This is a genomic window from Mahella australiensis 50-1 BON, from assembly GCF_000213255.1.
GTDB lineage: Bacteria > Bacillota > Clostridia > Mahellales > Mahellaceae > Mahella > Mahella australiensis.
The window spans coordinates 846,077-860,519 of record NC_015520.1 but is presented as its reverse complement, the minus strand read 5'-3'; the positions used below and the strand labels follow the sequence as shown (position 1 = coordinate 860,519).

Annotated in this window: 17 protein-coding genes; all 17 read right to left on the bottom strand. The window is 43.2% G+C overall.

The window, feature by feature from the left end:
- Positions 1–113: 113 nt before the first annotated feature.
- The 17 genes from MAHAU_RS04035 to MAHAU_RS03955 all read right to left on the bottom strand — a co-directional run bounded on the left by MAHAU_RS04035 (position 114) and on the right by MAHAU_RS03955 (position 14,404).
- Positions 114–2,213 carry a sodium-translocating pyrophosphatase gene (locus tag MAHAU_RS04035; protein WP_013780445.1) on the bottom strand — a complete coding sequence of 700 codons (2,100 nt, stop codon included), beginning with the start codon at positions 2,211–2,213 and terminating at the stop codon, positions 114–116.
- A gap of 86 nt (positions 2,214–2,299) precedes the next feature.
- Entirely contained in the window at positions 2,300–2,962 is a 663-nt protein-coding gene (locus tag MAHAU_RS04030) for a P-loop NTPase family protein (protein ID WP_013780444.1), read from the bottom strand.
- A gap of 13 nt (positions 2,963–2,975) precedes the next feature.
- A complete protein-coding gene (locus tag MAHAU_RS04025) occupies positions 2,976–3,224 on the bottom strand; it encodes a hypothetical protein (RefSeq protein WP_013780443.1) in 249 nt (82 codons plus the stop codon).
- 15 nt (positions 3,225–3,239) lie between these two features.
- Positions 3,240–4,694, bottom strand: coding sequence for an AAA family ATPase (locus MAHAU_RS14920; protein WP_013780442.1), 1,455 nt, complete (start codon positions 4,692–4,694; stop codon positions 3,240–3,242).
- Positions 4,694–5,677, bottom strand: a complete 984-nt coding sequence (locus MAHAU_RS04015) for a metallophosphoesterase family protein (protein ID WP_013780441.1) — start codon at positions 5,675–5,677, stop codon at positions 4,694–4,696. Before MAHAU_RS04015 ends, MAHAU_RS14920 begins: the two co-directional genes overlap by 1 nt.
- On the bottom strand, positions 5,674–6,147 hold the full coding sequence (locus tag MAHAU_RS14915; RefSeq protein ID WP_013780440.1) for a regulatory protein RecX: 474 nt from the start codon (positions 6,145–6,147) through the stop codon (positions 5,674–5,676). Before MAHAU_RS14915 ends, MAHAU_RS04015 begins: the two co-directional genes overlap by 4 nt.
- 11 nt (positions 6,148–6,158) lie before the next feature.
- Positions 6,159–7,196 carry a recombinase RecA gene (recA, locus tag MAHAU_RS04005; protein ID WP_013780439.1) on the bottom strand — a complete coding sequence of 346 codons (1,038 nt, stop codon included), beginning with the start codon at positions 7,194–7,196 and terminating at the stop codon, positions 6,159–6,161.
- A gap of 79 nt (positions 7,197–7,275) precedes the next feature.
- The gene (locus tag MAHAU_RS04000; protein WP_013780438.1) at positions 7,276–8,517 is read right to left on the bottom strand and encodes a competence/damage-inducible protein A; all 1,242 of its coding nucleotides are present in this window, start codon (positions 8,515–8,517) and stop codon (positions 7,276–7,278) included.
- A gap of 164 nt (positions 8,518–8,681) precedes the next feature.
- On the bottom strand, positions 8,682–9,074 hold the full coding sequence (locus MAHAU_RS03995; RefSeq protein ID WP_013780437.1) for a S1 RNA-binding domain-containing protein: 393 nt from the start codon (positions 9,072–9,074) through the stop codon (positions 8,682–8,684).
- Between the two features lie 104 nt (positions 9,075–9,178).
- On the bottom strand, positions 9,179–9,463 hold the full coding sequence (locus tag MAHAU_RS03990) for an FtsB family cell division protein (RefSeq protein ID WP_013780436.1): 285 nt from the start codon (positions 9,461–9,463) through the stop codon (positions 9,179–9,181).
- A 67-nt stretch (positions 9,464–9,530) separates the two neighbouring features.
- Positions 9,531–9,914 (bottom strand): spore cortex biosynthesis protein YabQ, encoded by a 384-nt coding sequence (yabQ, locus tag MAHAU_RS16130; RefSeq protein WP_013780435.1) that lies wholly within the window; start codon positions 9,912–9,914, stop codon positions 9,531–9,533.
- On the bottom strand, positions 9,911–10,216 hold the full coding sequence (gene yabP / locus MAHAU_RS03980; protein ID WP_013780434.1) for a sporulation protein YabP: 306 nt from the start codon (positions 10,214–10,216) through the stop codon (positions 9,911–9,913). Before yabP ends, yabQ begins: the two co-directional genes overlap by 4 nt.
- A gap of 82 nt (positions 10,217–10,298) precedes the next feature.
- A complete protein-coding gene (locus tag MAHAU_RS03975) occupies positions 10,299–11,273 on the bottom strand; it encodes a SpoIID/LytB domain-containing protein (RefSeq protein WP_013780433.1) in 975 nt (324 codons plus the stop codon).
- A gap of 75 nt (positions 11,274–11,348) precedes the next feature.
- Positions 11,349–11,588, bottom strand: a complete 240-nt coding sequence (locus MAHAU_RS03970) for a S4 domain-containing protein (RefSeq protein WP_013780432.1) — start codon at positions 11,586–11,588, stop codon at positions 11,349–11,351.
- Positions 11,589–11,645: 57 nt separating this feature from the next.
- Complete coding sequence (locus tag MAHAU_RS03965) at positions 11,646–11,963, bottom strand: HU family DNA-binding protein (RefSeq protein ID WP_281004391.1); 318 nt, start codon at positions 11,961–11,963, stop codon at positions 11,646–11,648.
- A gap of 45 nt (positions 11,964–12,008) precedes the next feature.
- Positions 12,009–12,794, bottom strand: coding sequence for a nucleoside triphosphate pyrophosphohydrolase (gene mazG / locus MAHAU_RS03960; RefSeq protein WP_013780430.1), 786 nt, complete (start codon positions 12,792–12,794; stop codon positions 12,009–12,011).
- The gene (locus MAHAU_RS03955) at positions 12,791–14,404 is read right to left on the bottom strand and encodes a putative polysaccharide biosynthesis protein (protein ID WP_013780429.1); all 1,614 of its coding nucleotides are present in this window, start codon (positions 14,402–14,404) and stop codon (positions 12,791–12,793) included. Before MAHAU_RS03955 ends, mazG begins: the two co-directional genes overlap by 4 nt.
- Between the last annotated feature and the right edge of the window lie 39 nt (positions 14,405–14,443).

The following is a 14,443-nucleotide window of genomic DNA, read 5'->3' as shown; positions in this document are numbered from 1 at the left end:
TAAAGTATATATAGTCAAGCTTATTTTTTGATTTTATCATAATTATGTTGTATTTTTGTTGTATTTGACATATAATAAAAGCCCCCTATTTTATAGGAGGCTTTATTCAAACTTCAAAACAACGATATCTGCAATATAAATGCCGCGAATACAACCGATACCATAGACAGCAATTTTATCAATATATTAATCGACGGGCCGGATGTATCCTTAAACGGATCACCCACAGTATCTCCGACCACAGCCGCCTTATGGCTGTCAGAACCCTTGCCGCCGTATTCGCCGCTTTCGATATATTTCTTGGCATTATCCCATGCGCCACCCGAATTGGCCATCATGACCGCCAATATAAAACCGCTGACTGTAGCGCCGGCAAGCATACCGGCTACACCGTTTACTCCAAGCAAAAATCCTACTAAAAGAGGCGCTACAATAGCCGTCAAAGCAGGAGCTATCATTTCCTTCTGGGCATTGCGTGTGCATATGTCGACGCACCGCGCGTAATCGGGCTCGGCTTTGCCCTCCATAAGCCCTTTTATCTCCTTAAACTGACGACGCACTTCCATAACTATGCTCTGTGCGGCTCTGCCGACAGCGCTCATGGTCATGGATGAGAACAAAAACGGCAACATGCCGCCCACAAACAACCCCACAAGCGTAGGCGGATTGAGTATCGATATATCCAGCTTAAAGTCCAATCCCTGGGTCTGCACTATACGCGCAACTTCATCGGTAAACGATGCTATCAAGGCCAGAGCCGTCAGAGCGGCCGAGCCTATAGCAAATCCCTTGCCGGTAGCAGCTGTGGTATTGCCGAGTGAATCCAACGCATCAGTACGACGGCGAACCTCTGGGTCCTGATGGGACATTTCGGCTATACCGCCGGCATTATCAGCTACCGGCCCGTAAGCATCTGTAGCAAGCGTTATGCCCAATGTGCTGAGCATGCCCACCGCTGCTATAGCCACGCCGTACAAGCCCATATTAAAATCCCCTGCACCGCCTGCTAAGAAGTAACTGGCCAATACCGCCGCACCCACTACTATAACCGGCACAGACGTGGAACGCATGCCCAACGACAAGCCCCCTATAATGACGGTAGCTGGACCAGTGGTGGATGTACTCGCCAAATCGCGCGTAGGCTTATATGAGTCGGACGTGAAGTATTCTGTAAAGTATCCTATTATGACGCCAGCCAATAAACCGCTCAATATAGCAAAGTATACGCCTATATGCTCCATACCCAGCACTTGCCACACTAGGAAGAATGATATGACAGCTATCAGCGCTGCGCTTATGTACGTACCCCGACGCAATGCAGCTAGTAATACGCTTTGCTTTGCATCTTCTTTGGCATGGACGAAAAACGTACCTATTATAGACGCTATAACACCAATAGCAGCCATTGTCATAGGTATAGTAACACCGTCAACACCAAGCCCCGCTGCAACCGCCAGCGCACTGGTGGATACTATGGAGCCTACGTATGATTCATACAGGTCAGCACCCATACCGGCTACATCGCCGACATTATCACCGACATTATCGGCTATGACGGCAGGATTGCGCGGATCATCCTCAGGAATGCCAGCTTCCACTTTGCCTACAAGATCAGCGCCGACATCTGCTGCCTTAGTATATATGCCGCCGCCTACCCTGGCGAACAGCGCCATCGAGCTCGCACCCATGCCGAATGTCAGCATAGCGCTGGTGACGCTCTGTATACGAACAGCAGCATCCAGATCCCTGTAGAACCATGTTAGAAAATAATACCAAAAACTTAAATCTAAAAGACCGAGACCAACCACCACCATGCCCATAACGGTACCGGCCGAGAAAGCCACTCGCAAACCCGCATTAAGGCTCTGCTTTGCAGCGTTGGTTGTTCTGGCATTGGCGTTAGTAGCCATCTTCATGCCGAAGAACCCCGACAAGCCTGAAAAAAAACCGCCTGTCAAAAAGGCAAATGGAACGAATATAGTCAAGAAGCCATTGAGTGCCAATATGAGCAATACGACAAACATAACAGCGAAAAATATGGCCACGCCCGTATACTGCCGCTTAAGATAAGCATTGGCGCCCTCTCTGACAGCCCGCGCTATACGTTGCATATCCTCGGTACCCTCGCTGTGTTTCATTACCGTATAAGCCATATAAGCCGCAAACAACAAGGCCAGGACAGAACCGATAGGGGCTAACAGCAAAAGATCCACGATAACACCTCCAAAGTATGTATTTTATAGAAGCTAATGCATCAATGCAATACCCTCATATATTCTAATATGAGGCAATAAATTTATCAATAGTCACTTATAGATATCTTGCTGGTACTTCCATCATAATCTACAGTATATATGCGATCGGCCACCTCGCTCAGCACCCGGTTATGCGTCACCATTATCACTTGACGGCCAAATGTCCTGCTTATCTCTTTCAAGAATTCAGATACGTTGTTTATATATTCTTCACTGACATGTTTGGCAGGCTCATCCAATACCAACGGACCGGCAATGGGCGGATTATAGGATTGAAGCATGGCTATACGTATAGCCAGCGAGATTATATCTACCACACCCCCGCCGCGTGATTCCTGTGGTCGTACCTTCATCGTATCTCCTTGATAGTTTGAAATAACATAAAACTCGGCTTCAGGACGCTTGCGCAGCTCTGAAAGCTCTATTTCAAAACGTATATCGCTTTGAAATATAAATTGCAGGCAACTGGTAACCAACCTCTCTATTTGATTTTTAGCCTGCTGCCTCGCAAAGTCTGCAGCATGATCGAGCAAAATTCTGGTCTTTTCCAGTATATCCAACTGCTTTTGCGCTTCTTCCTTTTGCTTTTGAACTTGCTGCCTCATGGCTAGCAGTTGATCGCATTTAGACTTTTCTGTCATGTAGACGTCCTGGGCTCGCCTGTATAGTTGTTTTATATCGTCAAGCTGCTGCTTATTCGCATCCATAATATGCATTACCTCAATGCTTTAATAAGTCTGGCGGCAAAAGTTCTCGAGCCTGCTTTATCAACATATCTATTTCATTTTGCAGTCGCTTTATCTCATCATCTAACTGCTCGGGTTCTATACCAAGTTCCGCCAATTCTTTTATAAGCTCATCGCGCTGTTTTTGAAGTTGTTCCAATCTTGTTTCCGCCTTTACCTTCATGGTCTTGGCCCTTTCCAAATCTTCTTTCAATGACGCCAATACCCTTTCATTATCATCCATGTTTCTTTACCTCCATCATCTTTTATATGCCGACACTATATCTTCCACCGTAGAAACATCTATTTTAGACATGCACACGGGACACCGCCCTACCTTCATCAATATTTCTCCATAGTGCTCGGCTTTTTCATTTATTTCTTGCTCAATCTGCGTTATATAGCGCTGTCCCTCCGCTATATGCTTATCCACATCCTTGAGATGGCCGGATAAATCCCGTATTCTGTTCAGCAATACCATATATCGTTCGGTTTCCGATAGCATAGATCGACATTTGTCGACTTGCTGTAATGCATCTTTAAGTATTACAGCCTTGCTTAATTCGGTATTCGATGTTTCAAGGCGTTTTTTTAATGCTTCTAAGCGCTTTAGATTCATAAGCGCATTCGATGCCGAATTGAGCCAACGCTGACAATCATCCAACCTCTCAATCTTATGCAAAACTTCTTGCTGTTTTTTTATATCGCTATATACAGCCGTTAAAGCCAGGCTTATCTGAGTATATTTATTGAGCAGACGGTTGGATGCCAATGCTTTCTCCACACCGGCCTGTGCTTGAGGTAAACCTGCCATACTTTTTATTATCGCTTTATCATGGGCAATATCGCTCTCGATAGCCAGCCATCTTCGATTTATATTTTTCAACACTTTAAGATTGGCCGTTAATGCCTCTACATTATGTATATGCTTCTCCAAAGCAGGTATAACATCGAGCCTGCTTAGAATCGCTTGATTCTGGAGCGATTCCATTCCTATGGACTTTAAATTCCGATTTACTTCAGCAAGGCGATCCAAACGCGCGGTTAACTGGTCTAGGCGGTCTATACATCGACCTTCTTGCTCTATAGCTTGCTCTAACCGTGGAAGGTAATCGAATCGCTCTATAGACTGGCTCAGATTATCTATATCGCGATCCCATTGTTTTACCTGCTGCGACAACCTCGTTATATCAGTAACAGTGCTTTGCATAGCCCGATCTATTATGTGTACGCCCACCAGACGGCCGAGGGCCTTGGCTCTCGTAGCCCCTGTTTCAGTCAGCATGAAAGGCCCTTCAAGCTGCTGCCCTATGTTTATGCTAACAGCGTTGTTCTCATCCAATACTACTTTGCGTATGCCATGAGCGTTCAATATCTCAGCCGGTATTTCATTGCCAAAACCTTCGAACACCTGTTTCTGGCCATCTTGAGCTATTAAAATATATCGGTTATATGACGAGGAACGCTCCCTCACTATAGTATAACCATTAGACATGCTCAGCGTTACCCGGCAGAAAGATGCTCCCTGCCTCATAAATTCCATGCCGCGCGGTTCATTATACAGCACCCACTTTATAGCCCTTATAATCGCCGTTTTGCCGCTGTCAGAAGGACCTACAAATATATTAAGCCCGGGTGTTAAATCTAGTTCTGTATGTTCATGCGATTGAAAATTCTCTAACAGTATCTTCTCAATATAATTAACTGCCATCATTACATCTCCGCATATTGTTCAGCTGCCGCTATACGCCTCAATGCCTCTTCTTTTACTTCATCGCCTATATGCTCATTATTGGCCACCTGCTGCACTATAGCCGACAGATCAAGGCGTTTGAACTCGCCCGCCGCCCCTATTTCCTGAAAGAATGTAGCCAGTTTCTGTTTTTTCATCTGCTCCTGCTCTATGTATGTTCTATCCAACACCTCCATAGCAGGCTTAGCGCTTTTAAGGCATTCAATCTTCACTGATATCCCCTCAGCTTTATCTATATCCAAAATCAGCACCGCTGGCCATCGCTCCATCTCTGCCATGCTGCTGGTCATGCGTATAAGGCTGCCGGGATTTATAAAATATTTATCATTTATCCGTTTTATGCCGAATCCGGTATGAAAATGCCCGCTAAGCGTTATATCGGCTTCGGTATCGGCTATATCGTCTATAAGGGTGTAAGCCGCCCCTTCAAATATCTTCTTTTCCAACAACATTCCATGCACCATATGAACGGCGAAATCAACGTTAGCCGGCTTGGACACGGTATAATATTGTTTGCGCCGATCTTTATAATCTATATCATACGTATAAGGCTGTCCCGTCAACTGTATGCGCATTGAAGCATCCTCGAATATAACAGGATTTGATGGTTCTATTAACCTTATAATATTTACGCCGTCCAATAATCCTACCATGGTACGGCCTATAGTGGCTGGATTATGGCCGTATATATCGTGATTGCCAGCCACCCCGTATATAGGTTTGTCAAATTTCTGAAATATGGCAGCGAATTCCCTGACTATGGAAGGTGAAATATCCGGGCGGTCAAAAAAATCCCCGCCGTGAAGCACCACATCCACACGCTGCTCATGCACGATATCGCTTACTTCATTCAACTTGTTCTTTAACGTATCATATACATCGTCTAGCCTACCTCTCGGGGCAGTACCGCGTATATGTGTATCAGTCAAAAAGAGAAATCTCATCTATCGTCCTCTGTACCTTCAACAAAAAAATTTTTCACTATAGCATACGCCATCGATCTATTAAAGCCTCGGCGAATCAAAAAGGCCATAGCTTTGGGCATGGCCTCTTTATCATGTTTATCAAAACGTCTTTCTATAAGCTCACGAGCTATACCGCGCTCATCGATCTGAGCCTCGCGCCAAGCTTGATCTATAATATCCCTATCTACGCCCTTAGCATAAAGCTCAGCGCATATAGCCGCATAACCCTTCGGATTAAATCTCATACGTTCTCTTATCCACATGTCGGCAAATGCCGAGTCATTTATATAGCCCATATCCTGATATTTATTTATAAGATCGGATATATCTTCATCCGCACAGCCTTTATTACGAAGATATTGCTCTATTTCATGACGGCTGCGTTGCCTATAGGATAGAAATTTGAGCAGAAGCGCTTCGGCGCTCGGCGGTTGAGAACGTTTGTGCATATCAGCAATAATTACTCGGCCGGCTCTTCGACTTCATCGACAGCCGATATAAGCTTTACCTTGCCCAATTTATATTGTTCCCTTATTTTTTCTTCTATATCGCGGCATATCTCGGGATTATCTTTAAGAAACTGCTTGGCATTCTCTTTGCCCTGCCCTATCCTATTATCATTGTACGAATACCACGACCCGCTTTTTGCTATAATGTCCTGGTCTACAGCCAGATCCAGTATATCGCTTTCGCGCGATATGCCTTCGCCGTATATTATATCGAATTCGGCTTGCTTAAACGGCGGCGCAACCTTATTTTTAACCACCTTTACCCTGGTATGGGTACCTATTACATCGGCACCGTTCTTAATAGTATCGGCTTTGCGTACATCCAGGCGTACTGATGCATAGAACTTGAGCGCCCTTCCCCCTGGTGTGGTTTCTGGATTGCCGTACATAACGCCTACTTTTTCACGCAATTGATTTATGAATATGGCTACCGATTTAGATTTGCTTATGGCACCGGTTAATTTACGAAGGGCCTGAGACATAAGTCTGGCCTGCAAACCGACATGGGCATCCCCCATCTCCCCGTCTATCTCGGCCTGTGGTACCAATGCAGCTACTGAATCGATGACAACCACATCCACGGCACCGCTTCTGACCAATGCTTCGGCTATCTCAAGGGCTTGCTCACCGGTATCCGGCTGGGATACTAAAAGATCATCTATATTTACGCCTAATCGTTTCGCATAGGCTGGATCCAGCGCATGCTCAGCGTCTATAAAGGCCGCTGTTCCACCGATTTTTTGTGCTTGCGCTACTATATGCAATGCTACGGTGGTCTTCCCGGATGACTCCGGTCCAAATATCTCTACCACGCGACCTCTTGGTACGCCACCGACCCCCAATGCTATATCGAGACTAAGTGAACCGGTAGGTATTACTTCAACATTAAGCCGAGCGGTATCATCACCTAACTTCATTATAGAACCTTTGCCGAATCGCTTCTCTATCTGGCTCAACGCTGTTTCCAGGGCATGTTCTTTTTCCATCATCAGTTTATCAATCCTTTCGAACAGTCAATATACCGAACATTTGTTCACCTTTCTATTATACCCCTTAGTTCTTCCAGCGTCAATCGTTATTTTTGAGCAAATGCAGGCGCAATAGGTTCAGTGCTGTAAGCGCAGCTATTTCTTTTATCCGCCTGCGATCGCCGTTAAACACATGTTTGCTGCTATACGCTCCATAGCTATCCGCTATAGCCATATATACCAAACCGACCGGTTTAGACAGCGTACCTCCATCAGGACCGGCTATACCTGTAACGGCTAATGCTACATCAGCATGGCTGTGAGCCAATGCCCCTAATGCCATTTCCTCAGCAGTCTGTGGGCTTACTGCTCCAAAACGATTCAATGTATCACTCGACACGCCCAATAACTCCATTTTGGCTTCATTACTATAAGTAACCAAGCCTCTATCAAATACCATGGATATGCCAGGTACATCTGTTAATTTATCGGATATAAGTCCGCCTGTACAAGATTCAGCCAACGCGAGTTTAAGCTCACGTTCTATAAGCATACGGCTTACCACTTTGCTCAGGGTGTCATCATCCACACCATATACAGCATCACCCAAACGCTGCTTTATTTGCCGCTCGACGGGATTTATCAACGCATAAGCATCCTCGCCTTTACGCACCCGCGCGGTGATACGCAATGTAACATCGCCATGACCAACCAAAGGAGCTATTGTAGGATTGTCCTGTTCATCCAGTAAATCCTTGACCATTTCTTCCACTTTTGACTCACCTATACCGAATATGCGGATCACCTTGGACACGATGGTATAATCCGAGCATTTCTGTAAAAACGGCACTACAGTCTCTTCAAACATAGGTTGAAGTTCCAAAGGTGGCCCAGGCAATACTATAAATATACCTTTCTCATGCTCTATTATTACACCGGGCGCCGTACCGTTGGGATTGGGTATTGGTATGCTTCCTTTCGGCAGTAAAGCCTGTTTTATATTATTATCGCTTACTTGTCGACCAGTACGATTAAAATGTTCCTTAATATGTTGCAAGCTAGGCTCATGCATTTGTAGCTCTAAACCTAGAAATTCGGCCACTGTTTCTTTCGTGAGATCATCGACCGTTGGGCCAAGCCCACCAGTAGTAATAATGAGATCAGCCCTCTTTACAGCCACGTCCAAGGCATCCAGCAAACGTTGCTTGTTATCTCCCACGACCGTATGATAGTATACGTTTATCCCTAACTCAGATAATCTCTGTGATATATACTGGGCATCAGTGTTGGCAATCTGGCCTAAAAGCAACTCGGTACCCACGCTTATAATTTCACAATCCATCTAATTCTGCCTCCTGTTTAACCTTTAACCTTAATCAGTATAGTACAATCCACATAAATTCGCAATAACTTAACGATAATTTAACCAATTTACAGGACAATATAAAAAGGACCGCTTAAGCGATCCTTAAAAATTTATCGTTATACTTATTGGCACCCTCCCCATTATACATAACGCCTGCTATATCCGCCGCGTTGCTTGGCCTCTTGATTCTGCTTCAAATCATTCAACCTTTCTTCACTATCTTTTAAGAATTGGGCCAGCCTATCCTCAAAGGATAGCGCTTGTTCTTTATTTTGGTTATTTATTGATACATTCTCTGGCTGTTTGGCTTTTTTTATCGATAAACGGATCTTGCCGTCATCGCCTATCGACAATACCTTTACCCTAACCCTATCGTTTTCTTTTAATTGATCCTTTATATCGGCAACGTAAAAATCCGCTATTTCAGATATATGGACCAAACCTGTACTGCCATCGGGCAATTTAATAAAGGCTCCAAACTTGGTTATTCCAGACACTGTGCCATCAACTATATTCCCCACTTGTAAGGTCATAAAATGAGATTATCCTCCTTTTTTTATTTAACACTAATGTTTATATACAATATAAAAATAACCAGTTCTATAACGGGGCGTCGTCTTGCATTAACCTAAGAAACTTATTTGCCCAATTCAGAATCATCTAGGTATCTCACTTCTCCATCCTTAACCATGCCAAGCTGCTCCCGTGCCACTCTTTCAATATACTCGTCGGTATTGGATAGATCGATTTGGCGTTCTAATCGTTGGTTTTCTTCCTTCAGCTCTGCTATCTGCTCAGAAACCTGTTGCTTCTGGGAACGTATGTAATTGAACTGCGTTTGTTGATTTATCAACATCGCAGACACATACCCTATAAGCAAAAGCAGCAAGCCTATGCGCAAAAATTTCTTTCGCTTTTTCATTTTCCTCTCCAGCTTGTCTAATGTTTATATATTAATATATTCGCCACAAATCTCAAAAATCCTTCTATTATTTAAAATTTTTATGCCTACTGTGAACAAATTTATAAGGCAACAGTAACAAATTAATTAAGCCTCTAGATATAATTGCTACTACTTCCATTATTTTGGTAAACAGCGCAATAAAATATCGGCTTATAACGAGGAGATAACACATCCAACCTACTCCGAAAGCAAGGAATAGATAAAATCGTATTTCTGCATAATTAATCTTAAAAAGCACGTAAAAACAAAACAATGCAGTTACCAGCCAAAATAGCAGATCCAGTAAACCTATTATCACCTTGGACGGCCTGCATTTCCATCGGAATACTCTGTATAGGTCATACACAATACCTACTAGGAAACCGCATATGATCATAATACCAAAAACATATGTCTGCTCTATATTCACTTGAACATCTTACCTAAAAAACCGGATGTTTTACCGTGACTATCTATTTTATCTGTGTAATTGAGCCCATCTATGTAACCTTCTACCATCAGCTCACCATCGTCCAGGCTCAGTTTATTAATATGAAGACCGGTTCCTTTTACTATTACATAACCAACGCTAGTGGAAACGCTTATAATTTCCTCGTTAAAGCTTTCCACATCATTCACTCCAGTAATAGTCATCCTTTCTCTATTTTGCATTACAACGGTATGAGGCACATCTTTCACGATCTTTTTAGGTTCTGGTTCTTTAGCGGGCAAATTACTTCTCTCCCTTCATAGCCAATTTATATTATCGATAAATGATATGCCTGTACCAAAATATTTAGAACTATTACGTGCCCTAATCCCACATCTTAACGATGTCTATCCCTTTATAGTAATACTTTACTATTTCTGAGGCAGTCTGACCATCTTCAGCCATTTTATATGCACCCCATTGGGACATACCCACTCCGTGGCCATACCCTTTACCTTTTATGATCAACTGCCCATTTTTATATACCAACGATGTGAGCAGGGTAGACCGCATCTTTGTACTACCTAACACCAGACGCAGCTCGGGCGCTGATACAACGGCATTATCAAATTTTATAGCCGTAGCCCTGCCTGACGGCCCTCTTGCAACTACTTTGGCGGTATCAAAATCATTTATGTTTACATTTAAGCTATGCAAAGCTCTCAGCACCTCATTTTCAGAAAATGTAGCTTCCCAGGCTTTACTATTGGCAGGTGCTTTATCCGACTCCTGCGATCTTACTACCTGTATATACGGCGGCTCCTTCTCTTTATAGTTAAGCCCCTCTTTGGCTGTAGCGGTCATACCGCCAGAATGCGCATGAAACCATGTATTGGCGAAATGCCCATCGTATACGATGACCTGACCACGTGTGCTTCTGACAGCTTCTTTTATACGATCATTTACAGCAGAAGGATTCCACGCTTGAGCTTCTTCTATATCCGTAGATACATCGGCGTTTCCATACCTTGAACCGCCTTTTTCAACGATAAAATTCAAGACGAAGCTGCGCGCTATAATGGCTTGAGCTGCTAATGCTTGTAGCGGCCAATCATTTTTCATCTCGCCTGCCACGACCGCTGCTATATAATCTTCAAACTTCATCTCGTCAACTATACCTTTATCTTTATCATAAACCCTTAAAATCGGCTCTGCATTGTTTCCCGTGCTTATTTTAGTCGGTATAGCCGGCTTATCGGGTTGCTTCGGCTGCGTAAGAGGCTCGGGCCTAGTGCGAGCACATGATGTAAGAACCAATAATACAACTGCTATTATAACAAAATTGCGTTTTTTGAACATACTACAATCCTCCTCATGATATATACGATCATAGTATCTCAATAAACGCAATCTATTAAACACAAATTATAAATGTTATATCACTTTATATAGTTCTGAAACCTGTTCTTTAGACGGCGATTCTACTACCTGCAATATTTGATATCGCATGACTCTGTCGCCAAACTGTATTTCCAGTACATCTCCCGCCTTAACCTCAGCAGCAGCCTTAGCCACACGACCGTTTATTTTGACCCTTCCTTGATCACATGCTTGATTAGCAATGGTACGCCTTTTTATAATGCGTGAAACTTTTAAGAACTTGTCTAAACGCATCGACATTTCCCCTCTGAATAAAAGTAAAGCTGCGAATTACTCGCAGCTTCTGGTACATTAACCCTTGACGGCATCTTTTAAAGCTTTTCCCGCTTTAAATACCGGGGCTTTGGATGCTGGTATCATTATTTCCTTTTGCGTTTGAGGATCACGGCCCTTTCGAGCGCTGCGAGGGCTAACTCTAAATGTCCCAAACCCTACCAATTGCACTGTATCACCATTAACCAATGCCTCGGTAACCGCATCCACAAAAGCATTCAATGCTTTTTCAGCATCCTTTTTGGTCATCTCACCTTTCTCTGCCATCTTTGCTATCAGTTCTGCTTTATTCAATGGGTTTTTCCTCCTTTGTTTAATTAGTCTTGCTTTTACCATTATTTTTGCAGATTTTGAGCTAAAAATCAATACTTTTATTAAATTTTACAATTTAGCCTGCTCCCAAAGCTCGTCCATCTCCTTTAGCGACATATCTTCCAGCCTCTTACCGGCTCCTTTAGCGCTATTCTCAATATATTCAAATCGCTTTATAAATTTCTCCGTAGCTTCATTGAGCGCTAACTCGGGCTGTATATCCAAAAAGCGAGCCACATTTACTATGGCAAACAGCAGATCACCGAGTTCTTCTACTATTTTACCATAATTTTCACTTAAATATACATCCTTAAATTCCTGGAGCTCTTCATCCACTTTACTAATAGCATCTTTCACATCATCCCAGTCGAAGCCCACCGCTGCAGCCTTCTTTTGAACTTTATAGCTCCTCATGAGCGCGGGCAATATAGACGGTATAGCTTTCATCCTTTCTGTATGAGTATCAAAACCCTTTTCATCGGACTTAATCCTCTCCCAATTATCCAGTACCTGCGCCACCGTATCGGCGGTATCGTCGCCAAAGATATGCGTATGCCTGCTTATCATTTTACGGCATATATTATCTATAACATCTTGGATGGTAAATCTGTTTTGCTCGGCAGCTATTTGAGCGTGGAATACCACCTGAAGGAGCACATCGCCAAGTTCTTCTTTCAATTCATCGTCATGTTTATGGTTTATAGCATCCACTACCTCATAGCTTTCTTCTAACATATACTGCCGAAGGCTTTCATGAGTCTGTTCTCTATCCCACGGGCAACCCCCCTCGCCGCGCAATTTAGTCATAATATCCAATAAATCCTTAAAATTAAAATGTTGCTCTTTGTCGCTCATCGTAACATCCCCATTCTATAAAGTTTATCAGCCATCCCTTTTAAACGATCTATCTGACGGAGATCATTATACGTCACCGCTCCTATAGCCATAAGCATCAAACCGTATACTATTATACCTACCAGAATAGCCAGCAGAGTAGCTATACTATTGCTGCCCAAAAATACATATAACCATCTATATAGCACCCACACCGCCGCTATCATGACACCGGCGGATATAGCAGGTTTTACCAAAAATGATGCCGCATTGAATTTTATATGCGTATACCGCGCAACCGCCAACAGATCCAAGACAGCCGCCAACCCATAACAGGCTATGGTACCAAAAGCAGCGCCTCTTATATTGAGCGCCGGTATACCCACTAATACATAATTCATCACTATCTTAAGCAGCGCCCCCCAAAAAAGATTTATAACCGGTATACCCACTTTACCCACTCCTTGAAGTATACCAGCCGATGTCTGCACTAATGTAAGAAATATTATAGAAAACGCTAATATCTCGAGTATCTGACTGCTTATAGCTAACTGTTGTGCCGTCAATGTTTGATATAGGAGTTGTAATATAGGCTGGGCTAATACAGCCATGCCAAGCGCTGAAGGCAGGCCTAGAAGTATGGTTAATCGTATAGCAATATTAGCTTTTTCTTGCAAACCATTTATATCTTTTAATATAGCGGCTTCTGATATAGCCGGTACCAAGCTTGCCGATAGTGCTACGGTTATGACTTGAGGAAAATTGACCAAAGTATTGGCATAGCCCGTTAGATAGCCGTATAGCTCGGTGCTTTGCTGGGTAGATAACCCCAATCCAGCAAGTCGCCTGGGTATTATCATAAGATCAGTAATATTGACCAATGGTATAACCAATCCTCCTATGGTTATAGGAATCGCTATTCTCAATAATTCTTGTAATATCGATTCTTTCCTTTCGCGATATCGCCTGTTAAAGTCTCGCTGCACAGCTAATCTTATATCATGGCGCTTGATATTGTATGTTACCACAAGCATTGCAAAGGCCAGTACTTCGCTTATAGTCACGCCCAGCACAGCGCCCATAGCTCCATACTGCACACCTTTGGGCATCCAGAGGCTGGCTAGCCACAATCCGAATATCAGTTTACCTAATTGTTCGATTATCTGGGATAATGCAGTAGGTATCATCTGCTGCATTCCTTGAAAATAGCCTCTGTAAGCCGATATCATTGAAACAAAGAATAATGATGGCGCTATAGCCAAAAATGCGTACAGCGATTTTTGATTCTTAAGGTACAAAGCCAGCAAAGGCGTAGCTAGCAGCAATAATACAGTTGTAATAATACCTAAGATCAACAACAGCTTGAATGATATCATAAAAACTCGATGAGCATCTCTTCGATGGCCTAAAGCGATGCGTTCAGCCACCATTTTGGATATAGCGGTAGGTATGCCGGCTACCGATATATAAAGCAACGTAGTATATATTGGATAAGCCATCTGATATAAGCCCATGCCTTCAGGACCTATTATGTAGGCCAGCGGAATTCTATAAAATGCACCTATTATCTTAACTAAAAGGCCAGCCAAACCCAATATGGCAGCACCCTTTAAGAATGTTTGTCTGCTCATACACCGCTCCATCTAATTATTCGTCTCTTTAATCTATTT